The following is a 22,956-nucleotide window of genomic DNA, read 5'->3' as shown; positions in this document are numbered from 1 at the left end:
ATGGCGCATAAGTAATGCCCGACAGACGCAGCGCCATCGGGCCATTTTCACAACATAAGCGCTTACGCGTAAACCGGGAAGCGGGCGCAGATATCCAGTACTTTCGCTTTCACGCGTTCAATGGTGGCTTCATCATTGATGTTGTCCAGCACGTCGCACATCCAGCCAGCCAGCTCTTTCACTTCCGCTTCTTTGAAGCCGCGACGAGTAACCGCCGGGGAACCGATACGGATACCGGAGGTCACGAACGGGCTCTTCGGATCGTTCGGCACGCTGTTTTTGTTCACGGTGATGTTAGCACGGCCCAGCGCGGCGTCAGCTTCTTTACCGGTCAGGTTTTTATCCACCAGGTCCAGCAGGAACAGGTGGTTCTCAGTGCCGCCAGACACCACTTTGTAGCCGCGGTTCAGGAACACTTCCACCATCGCTTTGGCGTTTTTCGCCACCTGCTGCTGGTAGACTTTGAACTCCGGCTCCATCGCTTCTTTCAGCGCTACCGCTTTACCGGCGATCACGTGCATCAGCGGGCCGCCCTGCGCGCTTGGGAAGACGGCAGAGTTCAGTTTTTTGTACAGCTCTTCGTCGCCGCCCTTCGCCAGGATCAGGCCGCCGCGCGGACCCGCCAGGGTTTTGTGGGTGGTGGTGGTGACCACATGCGCATGGGGAACCGGGTTCGGGTAAACGCCTGCGGCAATCAGGCCCGCCACGTGCGCCATGTCGACAAACAGGTATGCGCCGATGCTGTCAGCGATTTCACGCATTTTTGCCCAGTCAACCACGCCAGAGTAGGCAGAGAAGCCACCGATAATCATCTTCGGCTTGTGCTCTTTGGCCAGCTTCGCCATCTCGTCATAGTCAATTTTACCGGACTCATCGATACCGTAAGGTACGATGTTGTACAGTTTACCGGAGAAGTTAACCGGGGAGCCGTGAGTCAGGTGGCCGCCCTGCGCCAGGTTCATACCCAGAACGGTATCGCCCGGCTGCAGCAGCGCGGTGTAAACAGCGAAGTTAGCCTGAGAACCGGAGTGCGGCTGCACGTTAGCGTAGTCGGCGCCGAACAGTTCTTTCGCGCGGTCGATAGCCAGTTGCTCTACAACATCAACGTATTCGCAACCGCCGTAGTAGCGCTTGCCCGGATAACCTTCAGCGTATTTGTTGGTCAGCTGAGACCCCTGCGCCTGCATCACGCGCGGGCTGGTGTAGTTTTCGGAGGCGATCAGTTCGATGTGCTCTTCCTGACGTACTTTTTCCTGCTCCATAGCCTGCCACAACTCGGCATCATAATCGGCAATGTTCATTTCACGCTTTAACATCCGCATCTCCTGACTCAGCTAACAATAAAATTTGTGCCTGAAAAGGCAGTCCGTGGGACTTCGGCCAACAGTATAACCGAATCATTCTTCGATAACAGGTCTTGACAAAGGTTTTTACGCAAACGATTACCTGTACGTCAGATAAGGGTTTCCTGAACGAGAGCCTGACGAATTTCAACGGATTTCTTTTCAGCTTTGTGATGCAGATTTTTCACGTTGTTACATCCATAACGTAAAGCAGAGAAGAACCATTTACAATGCAAGGGTATTTTTATAAGATGCATTTGATATACATCATTATATTTTCACATAAAGGAAGCACGTATGCTTGACGCACAAACCATCGCTACAGTAAAGGCCACCATTCCCCTACTGGTTGAAACAGGACCGAAACTGACCGCCCACTTCTACGACCGTATGTTTACGCATAACCCGGAGCTCAAAGAAATCTTCAATATGAGCAACCAGCGTAACGGCGATCAGCGCGAAGCCCTGTTTAATGCTATCGCGGCCTACGCCAGCAATATCGAAAATTTACCGGCGTTGCTGCCGGCGGTAGAAAAAATCGCGCAGAAGCACACCAGCTTCCAGATTAAGCCGGAGCAGTACAACATCGTCGGGACACATCTGCTGGCGACGCTGGACGAAATGTTCAACCCGGGCCAGGAAGTGCTGGACGCGTGGGGAAAAGCCTATGGCGTACTGGCTAACGTCTTTATTCATCGGGAAGCCGAGATTTATCACGAGAACGCCAGCAAAGACGGCGGCTGGGAAGGCACGCGCCCCTTCCGCATCGTTGCGAAAACCCCGCGTAGCGCACTGATCACCAGCTTTGAGTTTGAACCGGTCGACGGCGGTACGGTGGCGGAATACCGTCCCGGGCAGTATCTGGGCGTCTGGCTGAAGCCGGAAGGTTTTGCACATCAGGAGATCCGCCAATATTCACTGACCCGTAAACCCGATGGCAAAGGGTACCGTATTGCCGTGAAGCGTGAAGACGGCGGCCAGGTATCAAACTGGTTACACCATCACGCCAGCGTAGGCGATGTGGTGCGTCTGGCTGCGCCGGCAGGTGACTTCTTTATGAATGTCGCCGCTGATACCCCCGTTTCGCTGATTTCCGCTGGCGTCGGCCAGACGCCGATGTTAGCGATGCTCGATACGCTGGCGAAAGGACAGCATACCGCGCAGGTGAACTGGTTCCACGCGGCGGAGAACGGCGACGTTCATGCGTTTGCCGACGAAGTGAGCGAGCTGGGCCGTACACTGCCGCGTTTCACTGCCCATACCTGGTACCGCGAACCGACCGAGGCCGATCGCGCCCAACGCGTCTTTGACAGCGAAGGGCTGATGGATTTAAGCAAACTGGAAGCCGCAATCAGCGATCCGGCAATGCAGTTCTATCTTTGCGGCCCGGTAGGCTTTATGCAGTTTGCCGCAAAACAACTGGTTTCCCTTGGCGTGAATAACGAAAACATTCATTACGAATGCTTCGGCCCGCATAAAGTGCTGTAATTGCAAGAAATCCGCTGAAAAAACGGGCGTTATCGTTAAGGCGAACGCCCGTTTCCCTCCCCGTTCTCCTGCTTATTGCGCTGCTTTTTATGCCTTTCTTTTACAAAAAAGGGGAATAAAAAAAGTCTGTGCAAATCGTGTTATTATTAACGTTTGACTTAGCTCGTTAGGGCATCTTTTTATGCAGCAACCTGTTGTACGCATTGGAGAGTGGCTGGTTACACCTTCTGTTAATCAGATCAGTCGTCAGGGACGCCAGATTACTCTTGAACCACGGCTGATCGATCTTCTGATGTATTTTGCGCATCACCCGGATGAAGTGTTAAGCCGGGATAACATTATTGATCATGTCTGGATGCGCACCATCGTGACCAACCATGTTGTCACCCAAAGCATTTCTGAACTACGCAAATCATTAAGAGATGGCGGAGACAGCAATGCTGAATACATTGTTACCGTACCTAAACGCGGCTATAAGCTGACGGCGCCGGTTATCTGGTGCGAAGAAAATAGCGATGAGATCGATAATTCATCAACGTCGCCGCCGCCGATCGCAGCAACGAATGCAGAACCGGCAGAGGGGGCTACTGCCGCTACGCCTGTGCCGCCCGCCTCTTTGCAAACGCCGACTAAAAAGGCGAAAAAGCCGCGTATCGCCGCTTTCTGGACGTGGGTAATGTTCCTACTCTCGCTGGCGACGCTGGTGGTGTTTATCGTGATGTCGGTGGTAGATCATAATGCCGCGGTAACAAAAACGCGGTTATTACTTAACCCACGAGATATAGATGTTCGTTTTGAAGGCGGCAATTCCTGTAATAACTGGGTCTCGCAGGAGTCCTACGCCATCGGTCTGGGCGGCTTAATCACCGACCTGCTGAACACCTACTCGACCTTTATGGTGCACGATAAAACTAATTACCGGGTCAATGAGCCAAGCAGCTCCGGTAAGACGTTAACCATTCAGTTTGTCAATCAGCGCCACTATCGGGCGCAGCAGTGCTTTATGTCTGTGGTGCTCATTGATAACGCCGATGGTTCAACCATGCTGGATAAGCGTTATTTCGTCACCAATACTAACCAGTTGTCCATCCAGGATGATCTGTTTAATAGCCTGTCTTTCGTTTTAACACAGCCCTGGCCTAATCGTATGCGAGAACAACTGGCCCTGTTCAGAACGCCGCAAAATACCGCGCTGATGCGTTTTTATGAGGCGCGCCAGCTTATTCTGAGCGGCGATGCGCAGGCGCTAAGTAAAGCCAGCGATATTCTGAATGGCATTATTAAGGAAACGCCTGATTTCAACTATGCCTATGAATATAAAGTGCTGGTAGATGTATTACGGCAATCACAGCAGCCGTTTGATAAAGAACAAGTGGCCGCACTGAACGAAGAGTTTAAAAAAATAGATCAAATTCCGGGCGTTGAGAAAACGTCTGTTTATTATAAAATCAAGACCGTCGATCTGTTAGGCAAAGGTGATATCGATGCAGCGTATGAGGAAATCAATAAAAGCATCGAGCTTGAAATGTCGTGGTTTAACTATGTCCTGTTGGGGAAAGTTTACGAAATGAAAGGTGAGAATCGTCTGGCCGCTGATGCCTATCTGACCGCCTTTAATTTACGTCCAGGTGAAAACACGCTGTACTGGATTGAAAATGGCGTATTTCAGACATCCGTTCAGAAAATTGTCCCTTATCTGAATAGTTTTCTGGCAGAAGATTAAATTTAACGCTGAACCATGACAAATAAAAGCGAAAAGATATTAAATTTTTCGCTTTTATTTTGTGAAAAACATGTTGCCAAAAATAACTTATGTTAATTTTGGCAACATATTCACTGCAAAGAAATGTAAATATAACTCTTTGTAATTAAACGATGTTTATCCTTTCATGATATTTTTCATGATATTTATATGTTAATTCAAAAAAAATCAATCTATCAGTTTTTTCATGTTTGTGTTTATTTCACTTTTTCTTTAGGACTTATCTCAACCCATTCGTTAATCTTGTCGACAGTTGAACGGGCACGCAGCATATATGAAGCATAAGCCCGGTTCTTAAAAATACAGCTCAGGAGAAATGAACATGAGTTCTGTCAAAAAGATCGGGCTATTTGCCTGTACTGGCGTCGTTGCCGGTAATATGATGGGGAGCGGGATTGCATTATTACCCGCCAACCTTGCCAGTATTGGTGGCATTGCCATCTGGGGCTGGGTAATTTCTATTATTGGGGCAATGTCGCTGGCTTATGTTTATGCGAGGCTGGCAACCAAAAACCCTCAACAGGGTGGCCCTATCGCTTATGCTGGGGAAATATCTCCGGCGTTTGGTTTCCAGACCGGTGTTCTTTATTATCACGCAAACTGGATTGGTAACTTAGCCATCGGCATTACCGCTGTTTCTTATCTTTCTACATTCTTCCCGGCATTAAATAATCCAATACCGGCAGGTATTGCCTGTATTGCTATCGTCTGGCTGTTCACCTTTATTAATATGCTGGGCGGGGCCTGGGTCAGCCGCTTAACAACGATTGGCCTATTCCTGGTGCTGATCCCGGTAGTCTTGACCGCAGTCGCCGGCTGGCATTGGTTCGATATCGCGACCTATCACGCGAACTGGAACACGTCTACGACGACCGACTCTCACGCCATTGTTAAAAGTATTCTGCTCTGCCTGTGGGCGTTCGTTGGCGTTGAGTCTGCCGCCGTCAGCACCGGCATGGTGAAAAACCCGAAACGCACCGTACCGCTGGCAACCATGCTGGGTACCGCGCTGGCAGGCATCATCTATATCGCTGCGACTCAGGTTATCGCCGGGATGTTCCCAGCTTCCGTTATGGCCTCTTCCGGCGCGCCGTTCGCTATCAGTACCTCCACGATTCTGGGTGGCTGGGCTGCGCCGCTGGTTTCCGCCTTTACCGCTTTCGCCTGCCTGACGTCTCTGGGCTCCTGGATGATGCTGGTCGGCCAGGCTGGGGTTCGCGCCGCCAACGACGGCAACTTCCCGAAAATTTACGGTGAAATGGATAAAAACGGTATTCCGAAAAAAGGTCTGCTGTTGGCTGCGGTGAAAATGACGGCGCTGATGATTCTGATCACCATCATGAACTCCAGCGGCGGTAAAGCGTCCGACCTGTTCGGCGAACTGACCGGGATTGCCGTACTGCTTACCATGCTGCCGTACTTCTACTCCTGTGTTGACCTGATTCGCTTCGAAGGGTTCAACATCCGTAACTCGGTAAGCCTGATTTGTTCTGTACTGGGCTGCGCATTTTGCTTCATCGCACTGATGGGCGCCAGCTCCTTCGAACTCTCCGGCACCTTTATCGTCAGTCTGATCATCCTGATGTTCTACGGTCGCAAAATGCACCAGCGCCAGAACAACGACAGCGACAACAATACGGCTGAAGCGCTTTAACCGCTAACTCCTTTTTCTCAAAGCCCCTTTCGTCACCTGCTATAGCGTAGCGGGAGGGGCCCACTTTACCAGGAACAAGACTATGAACGTTATTGCTATCATGAACCACATGGGCGTCTACTTTAAAGAAGAGCCTATTCGTGAACTGCATCGTGCACTGGAAGGTTTAAATTTCCGTATCGTCTATCCAAACGACCGAGAAGACCTGCTGAAGCTGATTGAAAATAACTCCCGCCTTTGCGGCGTCATTTTCGACTGGGATAAATATAACCTTGAGCTTTGCGAAGAGATTAGCAAGCTGAACGAGTATATGCCGCTGTACGCCTTCGCCAACAGCTACTCTACGCTGGACGTCAGCCTCAACGATCTGAGAATGCAGGTTCGCTTCTTTGAATATGCTTTAGGCGCCGCAGCCGATATCGCGGCGAAAATTCGCCAGAATACCGATGAATACATCGACAATATTCTGCCGCCGCTGACAAAAGCGTTGTTCAAATATGTGCGCGAAGGGAAATATACTTTCTGTACGCCTGGCCACATGGGCGGGACCGCTTTCCAGAAAAGCCCCGTCGGCAGCATCTTTTATGATTTCTTCGGCCCGAACACGATGAAATCCGATATTTCGATTTCCGTTTCCGAACTGGGTTCACTGCTGGACCACTCCGGCCCGCATAAAGAAGCGGAAGAGTATATCGCCCGCGTCTTTAACGCCGAACGTAGCTACATGGTGACGAACGGCACCTCTACGGCGAACAAAATCGTCGGTATGTACTCCGCGCCGGCAGGCAGCACGGTACTGATTGACCGTAACTGCCATAAATCGCTGACCCATCTGATGATGATGAGCGACATTACGCCGATTTATTTCCGCCCAACCCGTAACGCCTACGGTATTCTTGGCGGTATTCCGCAAAGCGAGTTCCAGCACGCCACTATCGCTAAACGGGTAAAAGAGACGCCTAACGCAACCTGGCCGGTCCACGCTGTTATTACTAACTCAACCTATGACGGTCTGTTGTATAACACTGACTACATCAAGAAAACTCTGGATGTGAAGTCCATTCATTTTGACTCCGCCTGGGTGCCTTATACCAATTTCTCCCCTATTTATCAGGGTAAATGCGGTATGAGCGGCGACCGTGTAGAAGGCAAAATCATTTATGAAACCCAGTCCACGCATAAACTGCTGGCGGCGTTTTCACAGGCATCCATGATTCATGTTAAAGGCGACATTAACGAAGAAACCTTTAACGAAGCCTACATGATGCATACCACCACTTCTCCGCACTACGGTATCGTAGCGTCTACTGAAACCGCAGCGGCGATGATGAAAGGTAATGCGGGTAAACGCCTGATTAACGGCTCTATTGAACGTGCGATTAAATTCCGTAAAGAAATTAAACGCCTGAAAAGCGAATCTGACGGCTGGTTCTTTGACGTATGGCAGCCGGAACATATCGATGGAGCTGAGTGCTGGCCGCTGCGTTCAGATAGCGCATGGCATGGCTTCAAAAATATCGATAACGAACACATGTACCTCGACCCGATCAAAGTCACTATCCTGACGCCGGGGATGAAGAAAGACGGTACGATGGATGAATTCGGTATTCCGGCAAGTCTGGTCGCCAAATATCTCGATGAACGCGGCATCATCGTAGAAAAAACCGGTCCATACAACCTGCTGTTCCTGTTCAGCATTGGTATCGACAAAACCAAAGCTCTGAGCCTGCTGCGCGCGCTCACTGAATTTAAACGCGCCTTTGACCTGAACCTGCGCGTCAAAAACATTCTGCCGGCACTGTACCGCGAAGCGCCTGAGTTTTATGAAAATATGCGCATCCAGGAACTGGCGCAGAATATTCATAAACTGGTCGAACATCATAATCTGCCGGACTTAATGTACCGTGCGTTTGAAGTGCTGCCGAAAATGGTGATGACGCCGTATACTGCGTTCCAGAAAGAGCTGCATGGCGAAACGGAAGAGGTGTATCTTGAAGAGATGGTTGGACGCGTCAACGCCAACATGATCCTTCCTTACCCTCCGGGAGTGCCGCTGGTGATGCCTGGTGAAATGATCACCGAGGAAAGCCGTCCGGTACTGGAATTCCTGCAAATGCTGTGCGAAATCGGCGCCCACTATCCGGGCTTCGAAACCGATATCCACGGCGCCTATCGTCAGGCAGACGGACGTTACACCGTTAAGGTGCTGAAAGAAAATACGAAATAAGTACCAAAGGGAAGTGGCTTGCCACTTCCCTTTTTTCACGCAGCAAGGAGACTTTATGAAAACACCCTCACAACCGCGCGCGATTTTTTACATCGTGGCGATTCAAATTTGGGAATACTTCAGCTTTTACGGCATGCGTGCCTTACTCATCCTTTATCTTACCCACCAGCTTGGTTTTAATGACAGCCACGCGATCAACCTCTTCAGCGCCTACGCCTCTTTAGTTTACGTTACCCCTATTCTTGGCGGTTGGCTTGCCGACCGCCTGCTTGGCAACCGCGTGGCGGTTATCACCGGCGCCTTATTGATGACGCTGGGTCATGTGGTATTGGGCTTAGAATCTGATTCAACGCTGAGTTTATATGCGGCGCTGGCCATTATTATCTGCGGCTACGGCTTGTTTAAATCCAATATTAGCTGTCTGCTGGGCGAACTTTACGCCCCTGATGACAACCGCCGCGACGGGGGATTCTCGCTGCTCTACGCCGCCGGGAATATTGGATCGATAGCCGCGCCGATCGCCTGTGGTCTGGCGGCGCAGTGGTATGGCTGGCATGTCGGCTTTGCGCTGGCGGGCGTCGGAATGTTCATCGGCCTGCTCATCTTTTTAAGCGGTCATCGCCACTTTCAGCAGACGCGCGGTGTTAATCGCCCCGCGCTGCGGGCGGTTAAATTCGCCCTTCCAACCTGGGGTTGGCTGGTATTAATGCTGTGTATCGCGCCGGTATTCTTCACCCTCCTGCTGGAAAATAACTGGTCTGGCTATGTGCTGGCCATTGTCTGCGTCTTCGCGGCGCAACTTATCGCCCGTATTATGGTTAAATTTCCCGAACACCGTCGCGCCTTGTGGCAAATCGTTCTGTTAATGATCACCGGCACTCTCTTCTGGGTTCTGGCGCAGCAGGGCGGAAGTTCGATCAGTTTATTCATCGACCGTTTTGTCAACCGCCACTGGCTGAACATGACCGTCCCCACCGCATTGTTCCAGTCGGTCAATGCGATTGCGGTGATGGCGGCGGGCGTGGTGCTGGCGTGGCTAAGCAGCCCGAAAGAGAGCGCCCGCTCGGTGCTGCGCGTCTGGCTTAAATTTGCCGTGGGACTGGTATTAATGGGCGGCGGTTTTATGCTGCTGGCGCTAAACGCGCATCAGGCCCGGTTAGACGGGCAGGCATCAATGGGAATGATGATCGCAGGGCTGGCACTGATGGGCTTTGCAGAGCTGTTTATTGATCCGGTCGCGATGGCGCAAATTACCCGCCTCAACCTGCCTGGCGTCACGGGCGTGCTGACCGGTATTTATATGCTGGCGACCGGCGCGGTCGCTAACTGGCTGGCTGGCGTCGTCGCGCAACAAACCACGGAATCGCAAATTAGTGATACGGCGGTAGCCGCCTACGGACACTTTTTCTCGCAAATGGGCGAGTGGACGCTAAGTTGCGTGGCGCTGATCGTCGCCATTGTCGGCCTGAGATGGGTTTGCACCCGGACTACATCGGCGCTACCGCAGGGCGATTAAACGGTGGTTCGCTGCCCACAAGGAGGAGACGGGCAGCGAATCGGCACATCAGATAGCCGCGTCGTCTTCTTCGCCAGTACGGATACGAATAACGCGGGCGACATCAAAGACAAAGATCTTACCGTCGCCGATTTTCCCCGTCTGCGCGGTACGAATGATGGTGTCAACACAGGTATCCACGATATCGTCAGGCACAACGATTTCAATTTTTACCTTCGGCAGAAAATCCACCATATATTCCGCGCCGCGATACAGCTCGGTGTGGCCTTTTTGACGGCCAAAGCCTTTGACTTCGGTGACCGTCATGCCGGTAATACCTACCTCGGCCAGCGCTTCACGGACATCGTCCAGCTTGAAGGGTTTAATAATCGCATCAATCTTTTTCATGCTATTCCTTGAAAAGGTCGCCTGTGTTTTGATCGGTTAAACGTAACATATTTCGCGCTACTTTACGGCATGAAAACTACTCTTTGAAATCATTCGCATCCAGTTCGTGGCGGGAGAGTAGCTTATAGAATTCCGTGCGGTTGCGCCCCGCCATCCTTGCCGCGTGCGTCACGTTACCTTTGGTAATTTGCAGTAACTTGCGCAGATAGTTCAGTTCAAATTGGTTTCGCGCTTCGGCAAAGGTGGGCAGCGCGGTGTTTTCGCCTTCCAGCGCCTGCTCGACCAACGCATCGCTGATCACCGGCGAAGAGGTTAACGCCACGCATTGTTCAATGACGTTGACCAGTTGGCGCACGTTGCCCGGCCAGCTTGCCGTCATCAGGCGTTTCATTGCATCAGTAGAAAAGGCGCGAACAAACGGTTTATGCCGCTGTGCCGACTGTCTGAGCAGATGATTAGCCAGCAGCGGAATATCTTCGGTACGCTCCGCCAGCGCCGGAATTTTCAGGCTCACGACATTCAGCCGGTAGTACAAATCTTCACGAAATTCGCCCCGCGCCATCGCCTTCGGCAGATCGCGGTGCGTCGCGGAAATAATTCGCACGTCGATATCAATATCGCGATTGCTGCCCAGCGGTCTGACTTTGCGCTCCTGTAACACCCGCAGCAGCTTCACCTGTAACGGCGCGGGCATATCGCCAATTTCATCCAGAAACAGCGTGCCGCCTTCCGCCGCCTGGAACAACCCTTCACGATTGCTCACTGCGCCGGTAAAGGCGCCGCGCGCATGGCCGAATAATTCGGACTCCAGCAACTGTTCCGGCAACGCGCCGCAGTTAATGGCGACAAACGGCTTGTTACTGCGCGGGCTGGCATTATGAATCGCCTGTGCGAAAATCTCTTTTCCGGTACCGCTTTGTCCGTTAATCAATACGCTGACATCCGACTGCGCGACCATGCGCGCCTGTTCAAGCAGTCGCAGTATCAGCGGGCTACGGGTAACGATAGCGTTGCGCCAGCTATCGTCCGTCGCGGGAGCGGACTGCTCCAGCGCTTCATCTATCGCTTTATATAACGCGTCTCTGTCGATCGGCTTTGTCAAAAAGCTGAATACGCCCTTCTGGGTAGCGGCCACCGCATCCGGAATGGAACCATGCGCCGTCAGAATGATAACCGGCATTCCCGGCTGTACTTTCTGAATTTCTGTGAACAGTTGCATACCATCCATTTCATCCATGCGCAGGTCGCTTATTACCAGATCCACTTTTTCCCGATGCAGTACCCGCAGTCCTTCCTGACCGCTCTCTGCGGTCACGACACTGTATCCTTCACTGGTCAGGCGCATACCGAGCAATTTCAGTAATCCGGGATCGTCATCGACCAGCAACAGGTGCGCCGGTTTACGGCTTATCATGGCGTTACCTCATCTTGTGACGGCGACGGCGCCGCGCCATCTTCAGACATCGCGGGTTTGTCATTGGTATGCGGCGTATCGGCGTTGTAATTACCTGCCGGTTTTCGTGTCGAAAGCTGGCGCTCAATATCGGTTAAACTCTCCAGCTTACGAGTGGTAAGATCGAGCTGCGTTTGCAAGGCCTGTTGCTGCTGGCGCAGCGCATCCAGCTCACTATCTGACGTTTGCTGGAGTTTGCTATAACGCTGACGTTCGGCAGAAAGCGCTAATTGCAGCGCCTGACCGTCATGCCAGATTTGGTAGACGGGCCGTACCTGAGCCGGTATTTGCGCGCTTAACGCCTCCAGACGGGTCACTATGGCGCGCCGCTCCGGCGGCGTAATTTTTGCATCCGCCAGTAAGATCCCGCGCCTGAAGGCATTCTGCCAGTTATCATCCGTCAACGCGCGCGCCTCTGCGCGCGACTGAACCGGCATCAGACGATCGGCGCAGTCAATCGTGCGTAGCCAGTACAGCGGATTCGTCTCTACCGCCTGCCCGCGTAGCGACCAGATATCCGCGCACGCCGTCGGGAGATAATCCGCCAGTTGATAATGGGGGAGCGTGTCCTGCGCTGCGCTATCGGGCAGTTGCTGTGAAGCATGGGGAACACATGCGGTCAGCGCCAGACACGATATGCCCACCGGTATTCCCCACCGCAAAAGGCATCGTTTAATAGTTTGGACTAAAACGTGTGACATACGCACCAGGCTTAAATTCATATTAGTGTTTGTCAGATGCAGGCAATGGCAGCGAGATGCGAAAACAGACTTCCTGCGCTTTGTCATCCACCAGTTGGATCTCTCCCTGCATTCGGCGAATACAATCTCTGGCGATACTCAGCCCTAACCCACTGCCTTTTACCGCCCCTTTTCGCTGGTGGCTTCCCTGGAAAAAAGGCTCAAAAATCATTTCTCTTTCGGTTTGCGGAATCGGTTCGCCGCTATTAACCACATCGATATAAACCGTGGAGCCCTGAGAACGACTACGGATACAAATGTTACCGGATTCAGCGCCATAGTGCACCGCGTTGGAATAGAGATTATCCAGCACGCTCATCAGCAACATGGGCTCTGCTATGCAGCGTTCGGCCTCCAGGTCGACATCGGTATGCATCATTTTAGCGCGGGCAGGCAAACAGTGGGCGGAAACCACCATATCCACAAGCGGCGCGATATCGACCGCTTCCAGCTCTGTGGCACTGTCTACCAGTTTCCGGTTGTAATCAAGCAATTGCTCAATCAATTTTTGTAAATTACGACTGCTGTCATCCAGAATATCGACCACCTCTTTTTGCTCCGGCGTCAGCGGCCCAACCACCTGATCGGCCAGCAGCTCTGTCCCCTCGCGCATACTGGCCAGCGGAGTTTTCAGCTCATGGGACAGGTGACGTAGAAACTGATGGCGCTGGGATTCCAGCCACGCCAGACGCTCACTCAGCCAGATAATGCGCTGCCCCACCGATCGTAATTCACGCGGACCGGTAAAGGTGACGGTATTCCCCAAAGAACGGCCTTCGCCCAGGCGATTAATCATCCGTTCAATTCCTTTCACCGGCCCGATAATCATGCGGGTAAAAAGTAGCACCATCGCCAGGCTCACCAGAAATAGCACCAGCGCCTGCCAGCCGAAAAATTGTCCGCGCTCGGCGATTTCTTGTTGTAACTGCTGCCCGCGCGAGTAAACCACAGTACGCGTCGCCTGCACCATTTCCGTATTAGCGTTGGCAAAGGCCTCCAGACGCGCGGCCGCTGCCGCTTCCGGGCCGCTATCTTTACACTGCAATTGCGCCAGCGCGTTTAAATCCTGGCGTAACGCCTGATACAACTTATCATCCGGCAAGACGCCGGCATGGGCGTCCAGCATATCGCTATAGCGCTTACGCTGGCTTTGATACACTTTTGCCAGCGTCGGATCGTCAAGCACACAATACTGTCGGTAGCTTCGCTCCATCTCCAGCGCGACGTTGGTCATCGCCTCGCTGCGCCGGGCGTCAATAAGCGTGCTGCGGTTAGTCACCGCAGCCTGATCGCTTAACGCGTTAAGGCTTTGCCACGCCTGCCAGGCCAGAACCAGCAACGGCAGCAGGATCAGCAAAAAGGCCAGCATGACCAATTGTCGTAAAGAACGGGGGAAAACAGACCAGCGCTTCAACGTGTCGCTCACATAAAAGAAGAATAAAAAAGATGCTAACCGAGGGGAGCGCCAGATACAACAAAGCCGGGCTAAACCCGGCTTTGTTATGGAATAAGGCGGTGCCTAACTCGACGTTTCGCCCGGAGGTTGATAAAGCTACGCTATTATCAGAAGTTGGACGGCAGGCACCTTGTTGTGCGTCATTCGAAGTTTATGTAGCGCGTCCCTAAGGGGCTGACATAAGAAGGTGAATGAGCCACTGGTTATCATTATGCAGTAATTGTGCCAACATTCAAAAGACTTTGTTAACACAATGATAGATATGAAAAATATCGTTATTCATGCTAAAAATGGCTCTGTCTGTTTTTTGCCCTTTCTGTCGCCAATCAGCAACACCTGCAACACTTAAAAATAAAAAAAATTTAAAATCAAACAGTTAAATGTCTCTTTTTGGCGACAACCTATCCCCCACTCATGTCGGGATTTCCCGACACTTTAATCTTGCGGCATAAGCGCTAGTTTATTGCCGGATGGCGGCGTAAACGCCTTATCCGGCCTACCGCTTGACGTTCAAGACGGTAGCTTCAACCGCGCTTCCCCGTGGGCCTGATAAGCGCCGTCTACAAAAAAGCCCCTCGTGAAGAGGGGCTTAATGGCTATCGGGCTAATTAACCAAGCTGCTTACGCGCATTACGGAAGATACGCATCCACGGGCTATCCTCGCCCCAGTTTTCCGGGTGCCAGGAGTTGGCGACGGTGCGGAATACGCGTTCCGGATGCGGCATCATAATCGTCACCCGCCCGTTTTCGGTCGTCACCGCCGTGATGCCGTTGGGCGAACCGTTCGGGTTAGCCGGATAGGTTTCGGTCACCTTACCAAAGTTATCAACGTAGCGCAGGGCGACCAGGCCTTTGCTCTCAAGCGCGGCAAGATGCGCATCGTCCCGCACCTCAACGCGCCCTTCCCCATGGGAAACCGCAATCGGCATCTGTGAGCCTACCATTCCTTGCAGCAGCAGCGATGGGCTTTGCGTCACTTCCACCAGGCTGAAGCGGGCTTCGAAGCGGTCAGAATGGTTACGTACAAAACGCGGCCACAGTTCGCTGCCCGGGATCAGCTCGCGCAGATTCGACATCATCTGGCAACCGTTGCACACCCCAAGCGCCAGCGTCTGCGGACGATGGAAGAAGGTTTCGAATTCGTCGCGCACCCGATGGTTAAACAGAATGGATTTCGCCCAACCTTCGCCCGCCCCCAGCACGTCGCCGTAGGAAAAGCCGCCGCAAGCCACCAGCGCATGGAAGTTGCCCAGACCGATACGACCGCCCAGCAGGTCGCTCATATGGACGTCAATCGCGTCAAAGCCCGCACGATGGAACGCCGCCGCCATCTCCACGTGAGAGTTCACCCCCTGCTCGCGCAGTACAGCGACTTTCGGTCGTGCGCCTGTCGCAATGTACGGCGCGGCGATATCTTCATTAATATCAAACGACAGCTTCACGTTGAGGCCCGGATCGGCATCATTCGCTTTCGCCTCGTGTTCCTGGTCGGCACATTGCGGATTGTCGCGCAGACGCTGCATCTGCCAGGTGGTTTCCGCCCACCAGACACGCAGCGTAGTACGGCTTTCGCTGAATACCGTCCGATCATTAGCGGTAATTACAAAGCGATCGCCAGCCAGGGCCTGACCAAGGTAGTGGACGCAGTCAGCAAGACCGTACTGCGCCAACAGCGTTTCGACCGCGTCTCTGTCTTCAGCGCGTACCTGAATCACGCCGCCCAGCTCCTCGTTGAACAGTGCGGCCAGATGGTCATCGCCCAGCGCAGCGATATCGACCTGCACGCCGCAGTGGCCGGCAAAGGCCATCTCGGCCAGCGTCACCAGCAGACCGCCGTCGGAACGGTCATGCCAGGCAAGTAATTTACGCGCAGCGACCAGCGCCTGCATGGCGTCATAGAAGCCTTTCAGTTGCGCGACGTCACGCACGTCCGCGGGTTTGTCGCCAAGCTGACGATAGACCTGCGCCAACGCCGTTGCGCCCAGCGCGTTGTGGCCCTTGCCAAGATCGATCAGCAACAAGGCGTTATCTTCCGTTGACAGCTGCGGCGTAAGGGTGTGACGCACGTCTTCCACGCGGGCAAACGCGGAAATCACCAGCGACAGCGGCGAGGTCATTTCGCGCTGTTCGTTGCCTTCCTGCCAGCGGGTTTTCATCGACATCGAATCTTTGCCCACCGGAATGGTCAGGCCAAGCTGCGGACAGAGTTCCTCTCCCACCGCTTTAACCGCGTCATACAAACCGGCATCTTCGCCAGGATGACCGGCTGCCGCCATCCAGTTAGCGGAAAGTTTGATGCGCTTGATATCGCCAATCTGCGTCGCGGCAATGTTAGTCAACGCTTCACCGACGGCCAGACGGGCGGAGGCGGCAAAGTCCAGCAGCGCCACCGGCGCACGCTCGCCAACCGACATCGCTTCGCCGTAGTAGCTGTCGAGGCTGGCGGTAGTGACCGCGCAGTCAGCCACCGGGACCTGCCACGGGCCAACCATCTGGTCACGCGCCACCATACCGGTGACGGTACGGTCGCCAATAGTGACAAGGAAGGTTTTTTCCGCCACGGTCGGCAGATGCAGAACACGCTTTACCGCATCGGTAATCGTGATATCCGCGCGGTTCAGCGCATCGCCTTTCGCCTTCAATGTTTGCACATCGCGGGTCATTTTCGGCGTTTTGCCCAGCAGGACATCCAGCGGTAGGTCGATCGGCTGATTGTCGAAATGGTTATCATGCAACGAGAGATGCTGTTCTTCGGTAGCGTCGCCAATGACCGCATACGGCGCGCGTTCGCGCTTACACAGTTCGTCGAACAACGGCAACTGGTCAGCCGCGACCGCCAGTACGTAGCGCTCCTGGGATTCGTTACACCAGATTTCCAGCGGGCTCATGCCCGGCTCGTCGCTAAGAATGTCGCGCAGTTCGAATTTCCCGCCGCGCCCGCCGTCGCTCACCAGCTCCGGCATCGCATTGGAGAGACCGCCCGCGCCCACATCATGGATAAACAGGATTGGGTTGGCGTCGCCCAACTGCCAGCAGCGGTCGATCACCTCCTGGCAGCGGCGTTCCATTTCCGGGTTGTCGCGCTGTACGGAAGCAAAGTCGAGGTCAGCGTCAGATTGGCCGGAAGCCATTGACGATGCCGCGCCGCCGCCGAGGCCGATATTCATCGCCGGGCCGCCAAGGACGATCAGCTTCGCGCCGACGACGATCTCGCCTTTCTGCACGTGATCGGCGCGGATATTACCGATCCCGCCCGCCAGCATGATCGGCTTATGGTAGCCGCGCAGCTCTTCGCCGTTGTGGCTGTTCACTTTCTCTTCATAAGTACGGAAGTAACCGGTCAGCGCCGGGCGACCAAATTCGTTGTTAAACGCCGCGCCGCCCAGCGGACCTTCGGTCATGATATCCAGCGCGGTGACAATACGTTCCGGCTTGCCAAAATCCTCTTCCCACGGCTGTTCAAAGCCCGGAATACGCAGGTTGGAAACGGAGAAGCCCACCAGCCCGGCTTTTGGTTTCGCGCCACGCCCGGTGGCGCCTTCATCACGAATTTCGCCGCCGGAACCGGTCGCCGCCCCCGGCCACGGAGAGATGGCGGTTGGGTGGTTATGCGTTTCGACCTTCATCAGAATGTGCGCGGGCTCCTGATGAAAATCGTAACGGCCAGTATTGTGGTCGGCGAAGTAGCGCCCCACCGCAGATCCTTCCATCACCGCGGCATTGTCTTTATAGGCAGAGAGCACATAGTCCGGCGTGGTTTCGAAGGTGTTTTTAATCATTTTAAACAGCGACTTCGGCTGCGGTTTACCGTCGATAATCCAGTCGGCGTTAAAAATCTTGTGGCGGCAGTGCTCGGAGTTCGCCTGGGCGAACATGTACAATTCGATATCGTTCGGGTTGCGTCCCAGTTTGGTAAACGCCTCCTGCAAATAGTCGATTTCATCTTCCGCCAGCGCCAGACCAAGACGCAGGTTGGCGTCAATTAACGCCTGACGGCCTTCTCCCAGCAGATCGACACTGGAAACCGGCGCAGGCTGATGGTGGATAAACAATTTTTCCGCATCGGTTAAAGAAGAGAACACCGTCTCCATCATACGGTCGTGCAGCTCTGCGGCCACTTGTCGCCACTGTTCCGCCGTCAACGTCGAAGCCTCGATATAGTACGCTACGCCGCGCTCCAGCCGATCAACCTGTTGCAGGCCGCAGTTGTGGGCGATATCCGTTGCTTTTGAAGACCAGGGGGAGATGGTACCAGGACGCGGTGTGACCAACAGGAGTTTACCCGCCGGCGTATGGCTGCTAAGCGCCGGGCCGTATTGCAACAGACGGGTAAGCTGCGCCTGCTCGCTATCATTTAACGGGGCGTTCAGGTCAGCAAAATGGACATACTCAGCGTATATATTGTGGACCTGGAGGTTGGCAGCCTGAAAGCGCGCCAGCAGTTTATTGATACGGAATGCAGACAGTGCAGGCGAACCACGCAGAATTTCCATCATAAGTCTCTCGTCTTCTAAGCTTTGGTGTGCGCAAGGGGGGAAACGGCCGTCATTATAAAGAATCTGACGCGCCGACGAAACCGTTTGCGTATAAATAAAATCACCGCTTTTTCTTGTCATACGGTGCGGCTATCGTTGCGAATAAGTTGCCAACTGGCGCATTGTTACGCAAAATGCCGCTCATTAATGACTTATCTATTGCAGCAAAACATCTTTTTCAGCCCGAGGCAACGCACGATCCAGAGAATTAACTAATTGAAAAAATTAAAGATTAATTATCTGTTCATCGGCATATTGACGCTGCTGCTGGCAGCAGCCCTTTGGCCCTCAATCCCCTGGTTCGGTAAAACCGAAAACCATATCGCCGCGATTCAAGCCCGGGGGGTACTGCGCGTCAGTACGATCGACTCGCCATTAACCTATTCCGTTATCAACGGTAAAAAATATGGTCTGGACTATGAACTGGCGCAGCAGTTCGCCAACTATCTCGGCGTGAAGCTGAAAGTGACGGTGCGCCAGAATATCAGCCAGTTGTTTGACGATCTGGATAACGACAATGCCGACCTGCTCGCGGCTGGGCTGGTCTACGACAGCGCGCGCGTTAAAAACTATCAGCCCGGCCCCATGTATTACTCGGTTTCGCAACAGCTCGTCTACCGGGTCGGACAATATCGCCCACGCTCGCTGGCGACCGTTAACGAGAATCAGCTTACCATTGCGCCAGGGCACGTCGTGGTCAATGATTTACAGCGTTTAAAAGAGACAAAGTTTCCCGACCTGAGCTGGAAGGTGGATGATAAAAAAGGCTCGACGACGCTGCTGGAAGAGGTCATCAGCGGCAAACTGGATTACACCATTGCCGATTCAGTGGCGATCAGTCTGTTTCAGCGCGTTCATCCCGAACTGGCCGTGGCGCTGGATGTCACGGATGAACAGCCCGTGACCTGGTTTAGCCGACTGGACGACGATAATACGCTCTCCGCCGCGCTGCTCGATTTTTTCAATTCGATCAATGAAGACGGTTCTCTGGCGCGGATCGAAGAGAAATATCTGGGGCATGGCGATGATTTCGACTACGTTGATACCCGCTCTTTCCTGCGAGCGGTGGATAACGTCCTGCCGGAGCTGGAACCGTTATTTAAAAAATATGCCAAAGAGATAGACTGGCGCCTGCTGGCGGCGATTGCTTATCAGGAATCACACTGGGACCCGCTGGCGACCTCGCCAACCGGCGTGCGCGGCCTGATGATGCTGACTAAAAATACCGCCCAAAGTCTGGGGCTGACCGACCGTACCGATGCGGAGCAAAGCATCAGCGGCGGCGCTCGCTATCTTGAAGATATGATGGCTAAAGTTCCCGAAACCGTTCCGGAAGACGAGCGTATCTGGTTTGCCTTAGCCGCCTACAATATGGGTTATGCGCACATGCTCGATGCCAGATCGCTAACGGTAAAAACCAAAGGCAATCCGGATAGCTGGACCGATGTGAAGCAGCGTTTGCCTCTGTTAAGCCAAAAACCGTATTACAGTAAGCTAACCTACGGTTACGCGCGTGGACATGAGGCTTATGCTTATGTGGAAAATATCCGTAAATACCAGATAAGTTTAGTGGGGTATTTGCAGGAAAAAGAAAAGCAGGAAGCGGAAGCCATGAAACTGGCGCAGGATTACCCGGCGGTGTCGCCGGAGGAGCTGAATAAAGCGCCCTTCCCCCTCCTGTCGTTTTTATCGCAGTCATCAGGCTACCTGACGCATTCGCCGTCTTTACTGTTTACGCCGCAGAAGAAAGAAGAAAAATAGCGCGATGGTCTTATCGGATGGCGACGCGCAACGTCTTATCCGGCATTGCGCTATACTGCCGGCCCCGCGCCTTGCGCACGGTCGGCTTTCTTCAGGGCTTTAATTTCCTGACGACGCATACGGAAAAAATCACTGAGCAGCGTCGCACATTCATCGCGCAGCACCCCTTCAATAATGTCGACCCGGTGATTCATTCCCGGATGGTGCAGCACATCAATTAGCGATCCGGCCGCGCCGGTTTTTGCATCGCGCGCGCCAAAGACAACGCGTCCAATGCGGCTATGCACCATAGCGCCTGCGCACATCACACAGGGTTCCAGCGTGACATACAGCGTGGTATCCAGTAACCGGTAATTCTGCAATACCAGACCTCCCTGACGCAGCGCCATTATTTCAGCATGCGCAGTAGGATCGTGGCGGCCAATGGGTCGGTTCCAGCCTTCGCCAATGACACGATGGTTATGCACCAATACCGCGCCAACCGGAACCTCGCGTTCGTCCCAGGCGCGTTTCGCCAGCGTCAGCGCGTGGCGCATCCAGTATTCGTGATCTAATTCGACATCAGACAAAGAGATAACTCCGGTAATGAAAGCGGGCGGCATTATACACAGACGCTATGCGTTTCACTATTCGAGCTGCTGCAGCTCGCCGTGCGGCGTCACCCGCCAGCGATGCTGGCAAAAATAAAGCAGCGGGTTATCCTGTTTGCTGTCGCTGTAGCCGCTATAAAGACGCAGCGGCGTACCGATTTTACGTTCCAGTTGCGCGACTTTTTCATGGCCCAGACAGCGCACGGTTAATACCCAGCCGCCATACCGTCGCGCCATCTGGCTGGCGATGAGGTTAACGCGCGGCAACCACGGCGTATCAAAATAGACTTGCTCTACCAATGATTGCGGAGAACCGGTAATAAGCCAGATATCCGCGTCAGAGCTCAATAGATAGGTGGTCAGACGCTCCTGTACAACCGGAAACGCCGTGACGTTAGCGCGAAACCAACGGACAAAATCCGCCTGATGCGCCTGCAAACGCGTTTCGCTATGGCCAAAAGTACAGCCCCACAATAACAGACTCATCGGCCAGCGGGCCGCACGCCCTTTTACCAGTAAACCGATACCGATAATGGGCAACAGCGGCAGTACGAGCAGCGCATTTAGCGGCTGACGGCGCAGCAAATAACGCAGAAAACTGCCGAACATATCCTGTTGATGTAACGTTCCATCCAAATCAAAAAAGACGACACGACGCTCGTGGCTGACCAAACCTTACTCCTCTGGATCATTGAACCCCAGCAGCCAGGTAAAAATAAACCCGGCAATTACCGCTATTAAATAGCCTAACAGATAGAACAGGACTTTTCCGGCAACAATTGTTAATGCCAGCGGCAAACCGGAAATACCAAAGGTAATTACCGTCGCCACTTTCCAGTAGCTGATCAACGCCCCGCCTACCGCGCCGCCAAGACAAGCGCCAATAAATGGCTTACCCAATGGCAGCGTGACGCCAAAAATCAGCGGCTCGCCAATTCCCAGCAGTCCGACCGGAAGCGCGCCTTTAATCACCTTTTTGAGTCGCGCATTGCGGGTTTTCATCAGTACGGCAATGGCCGCGCCTATCTGACCAACGCCCGCCATCGCCAGGATGGGAAACAACGCGTTATAGCCGTGCGCTTGTACCAGCTCCACATGAATAGGCACCAGTCCCTGATGTAGCCCGGTCAGTACCAACGGCAGGAAGGTTCCGGCTAACACCGCGCCCACCAGAAAACCGCCGCGATCGATAGCCCAGGACGCGCCGTGAGCGATAGCGTCTGAAATCCAGCCGCCAAGCGGTTGCAGAGCGACAATCGCTACCGCGCCGGTGATAACAGTCGTCAATAAAGGGTTAAGAATTAACTCCAGCGACCCCGGCAGCAGCTTACGGAACTGGCGCTCAATCCAGCACATTAACGCCACCACCAGCAGGACGGCGATGACGCCGCCCCGTCCCGGCTGAAGCGCCTCGCCAAAGAGCGTAATCTGCGCCAGTTGCGGGCTGGAAAGGATCCCCGCCATCACGCCGCCTAACGCCTGCGATCCGCCAAAGACTTTCGCGGTATTGACGCCAACCAGAATGTTCATGATAGCGAATACCGCGCTGCCAAATATCCCCATCAGGCCCAGCAGGTTAGGATAGTGGACGGCAACGTCGCCGACGATATCCGGACGTTTAAGAATGTTGATAATGCCGGTAATCAAGCCGGATGCGATAAAGGCGGGGATAAGCGGAATAAAAACATTCGCCAGCTTACGCAACGCATCGCTCATCGGCGCTTTATACTTCGCTTTCACCTCGGATTTGGTACGCGCCATAGCGTCGTCCGGCTTTACACCACCTGCGGCAATCTGCACGCGCATCGCATCAACCACCTGCGCAGCCTTCCCCGGCCCAACGATCAGCTGATGTTGCTCCCCTTGCTTTACGTATCCACTGACGCCAGGCAACGCTTTTAAGCGCGGAATATCCAGTTGGCTGTCGTCCTGTACCTCCACTCTGACTCGCGTCATACAGTTTTCCAGGCGCAGAATATTTTGCTCTCCGCCGATACCACGTAAAATGTCGCTGGCGAGCGCTGCCGTCTTATCCATACACACC

Annotated in this window: 16 protein-coding genes; 7 read left to right on the top strand and 9 right to left on the bottom strand. The window is 53.6% G+C overall.

Features of this window, described 5'->3' with window-relative positions; genetic code table 11:
- Positions 1 to 62: 62 nt before the first annotated feature.
- Positions 63 to 1,316, bottom strand: a complete 1,254-nt coding sequence (gene glyA, locus OLG56_RS06055) for a serine hydroxymethyltransferase (RefSeq protein ID WP_000919178.1) — start codon at positions 1,314 to 1,316, stop codon at positions 63 to 65.
- Between the two features lie 324 nt (positions 1,317 to 1,640).
- Between glyA and hmpA the strand changes: the two genes are divergently transcribed.
- From hmpA to dtpD, 5 genes are all read left to right on the top strand, one after another.
- Positions 1,641 to 2,831, top strand: a complete 1,191-nt coding sequence (gene hmpA, locus OLG56_RS06050) for an NO-inducible flavohemoprotein (protein WP_061377271.1) — start codon at positions 1,641 to 1,643, stop codon at positions 2,829 to 2,831.
- 181 nt (positions 2,832 to 3,012) lie between these two features.
- On the top strand, positions 3,013 to 4,554 hold the full coding sequence (cadC, locus tag OLG56_RS06045; RefSeq protein ID WP_061377270.1) for a lysine decarboxylation/transport transcriptional activator CadC: 1,542 nt from the start codon (positions 3,013 to 3,015) through the stop codon (positions 4,552 to 4,554).
- A 361-nt stretch (positions 4,555 to 4,915) separates the two neighbouring features.
- Complete coding sequence (gene cadB, locus OLG56_RS06040) at positions 4,916 to 6,247, top strand: cadaverine/lysine antiporter (RefSeq protein ID WP_000100008.1); 1,332 nt, start codon at positions 4,916 to 4,918, stop codon at positions 6,245 to 6,247.
- An 82-nt stretch (positions 6,248 to 6,329) separates the two neighbouring features.
- Positions 6,330 to 8,474: a lysine decarboxylase CadA gene (cadA, locus tag OLG56_RS06035; protein ID WP_001100652.1), complete on the top strand. Its 2,145-nt coding sequence runs from the start codon at positions 6,330 to 6,332 to the stop codon at positions 8,472 to 8,474.
- Between the two features lie 55 nt (positions 8,475 to 8,529).
- The gene (dtpD, locus tag OLG56_RS06030; RefSeq protein WP_000856793.1) at positions 8,530 to 9,990 is read left to right on the top strand and encodes a dipeptide permease DtpD; all 1,461 of its coding nucleotides are present in this window, start codon (positions 8,530 to 8,532) and stop codon (positions 9,988 to 9,990) included.
- A 48-nt stretch (positions 9,991 to 10,038) separates the two neighbouring features.
- On the opposite strand, the gene glnB is transcribed toward dtpD, so the two are convergent.
- From glnB to purL, 5 genes are all read right to left on the bottom strand, one after another.
- Positions 10,039 to 10,377: a nitrogen regulatory protein P-II gene (gene glnB, locus OLG56_RS06025; RefSeq protein ID WP_000717694.1), complete on the bottom strand. Its 339-nt coding sequence runs from the start codon at positions 10,375 to 10,377 to the stop codon at positions 10,039 to 10,041.
- 76 nt (positions 10,378 to 10,453) lie between these two features.
- A complete protein-coding gene (glrR, locus tag OLG56_RS06020; RefSeq protein ID WP_024146984.1) occupies positions 10,454 to 11,788 on the bottom strand; it encodes a two-component system response regulator GlrR in 1,335 nt (444 codons plus the stop codon).
- Positions 11,788 to 12,552 carry a two-component system QseEF-associated lipoprotein QseG gene (gene qseG, locus OLG56_RS06015; protein WP_076735153.1) on the bottom strand — a complete coding sequence of 255 codons (765 nt, stop codon included), beginning with the start codon at positions 12,550 to 12,552 and terminating at the stop codon, positions 11,788 to 11,790. Before qseG ends, glrR begins: the two co-directional genes overlap by 1 nt.
- Before the next feature lies 1 nt (position 12,553).
- Positions 12,554 to 13,984: a two component system sensor histidine kinase QseE/GlrK gene (gene qseE, locus OLG56_RS06010; protein WP_023212131.1), complete on the bottom strand. Its 1,431-nt coding sequence runs from the start codon at positions 13,982 to 13,984 to the stop codon at positions 12,554 to 12,556.
- A 650-nt stretch (positions 13,985 to 14,634) separates the two neighbouring features.
- Complete coding sequence (gene purL / locus OLG56_RS06005) at positions 14,635 to 18,522, bottom strand: phosphoribosylformylglycinamidine synthase (RefSeq protein WP_000970055.1); 3,888 nt, start codon at positions 18,520 to 18,522, stop codon at positions 14,635 to 14,637.
- 21 nt (positions 18,523 to 18,543) lie between these two features.
- On the opposite strand from purL, the gene OLG56_RS06000 reads away from it, so the two are divergent.
- On the top strand, positions 18,544 to 18,777 hold the full coding sequence (locus OLG56_RS06000) for a hypothetical protein (RefSeq protein WP_001543559.1): 234 nt from the start codon (positions 18,544 to 18,546) through the stop codon (positions 18,775 to 18,777).
- Entirely contained in the window at positions 18,778 to 20,322 is a 1,545-nt protein-coding gene (gene mltF / locus OLG56_RS05995; protein WP_023251490.1) for a membrane-bound lytic murein transglycosylase MltF, read from the top strand.
- Between the two features lie 50 nt (positions 20,323 to 20,372).
- On the opposite strand, the gene tadA is transcribed toward mltF, so the two are convergent.
- Genes tadA through OLG56_RS05980 form a run of 3 tightly spaced genes read right to left on the bottom strand, consistent with a single transcriptional unit; the run spans position 20,373 to position 22,949 of the window.
- Positions 20,373 to 20,924 carry a tRNA adenosine(34) deaminase TadA gene (gene tadA, locus OLG56_RS05990; protein ID WP_061377269.1) on the bottom strand — a complete coding sequence of 184 codons (552 nt, stop codon included), beginning with the start codon at positions 20,922 to 20,924 and terminating at the stop codon, positions 20,373 to 20,375.
- A gap of 24 nt (positions 20,925 to 20,948) precedes the next feature.
- A complete protein-coding gene (yfhb, locus tag OLG56_RS05985) occupies positions 20,949 to 21,584 on the bottom strand; it encodes a phosphatidylglycerophosphatase C (RefSeq protein ID WP_000253558.1) in 636 nt (211 codons plus the stop codon).
- A gap of 3 nt (positions 21,585 to 21,587) precedes the next feature.
- A complete protein-coding gene (locus OLG56_RS05980; protein ID WP_000361667.1) occupies positions 21,588 to 22,949 on the bottom strand; it encodes a PTS transporter subunit EIIC in 1,362 nt (453 codons plus the stop codon).
- Between the last annotated feature and the right edge of the window lie 7 nt (positions 22,950 to 22,956).

The sequence above is a fragment of the Salmonella sp. 2018103 genome (genome assembly GCF_026247685.1).
Classification (GTDB): domain Bacteria; phylum Pseudomonadota; class Gammaproteobacteria; order Enterobacterales; family Enterobacteriaceae; genus Salmonella; species Salmonella enterica.
This window is presented reverse-complemented; position numbering and strand designations above follow the sequence as displayed.

Bases quoted from the DNA above. Each gene is read 5' to 3' on its own strand.
- dtpD (WP_000856793.1), top strand. From the start codon at position 8,530: ATGAAAACACCCTCACAACCGCGCGCGATTTTTTACATCGTGGCGATT.
- OLG56_RS05980 (WP_000361667.1), bottom strand. From the start codon at position 22,949: ATGGATAAGACGGCAGCGCTCGCCAGCGACATTTTACGTGGTATCGGC.
- cadA (WP_001100652.1), top strand. From the start codon at position 6,330: ATGAACGTTATTGCTATCATGAACCACATGGGCGTCTACTTTAAAGAA.
- hmpA (WP_061377271.1), top strand. From the start codon at position 1,641: ATGCTTGACGCACAAACCATCGCTACAGTAAAGGCCACCATTCCCCTA.
- cadB (WP_000100008.1), top strand. From the start codon at position 4,916: ATGAGTTCTGTCAAAAAGATCGGGCTATTTGCCTGTACTGGCGTCGTT.
- glyA (WP_000919178.1), bottom strand. From the start codon at position 1,316: ATGTTAAAGCGTGAAATGAACATTGCCGATTATGATGCCGAGTTGTGG.
- cadC (WP_061377270.1), top strand. From the start codon at position 3,013: ATGCAGCAACCTGTTGTACGCATTGGAGAGTGGCTGGTTACACCTTCT.
- tadA (WP_061377269.1), bottom strand. From the start codon at position 20,924: ATGCCGCCCGCTTTCATTACCGGAGTTATCTCTTTGTCTGATGTCGAA.
- glnB (WP_000717694.1), bottom strand. From the start codon at position 10,377: ATGAAAAAGATTGATGCGATTATTAAACCCTTCAAGCTGGACGATGTC.
- qseG (WP_076735153.1), bottom strand. From the start codon at position 12,552: ATGAATTTAAGCCTGGTGCGTATGTCACACGTTTTAGTCCAAACTATT.
- purL (WP_000970055.1), bottom strand. From the start codon at position 18,522: ATGATGGAAATTCTGCGTGGTTCGCCTGCACTGTCTGCATTCCGTATC.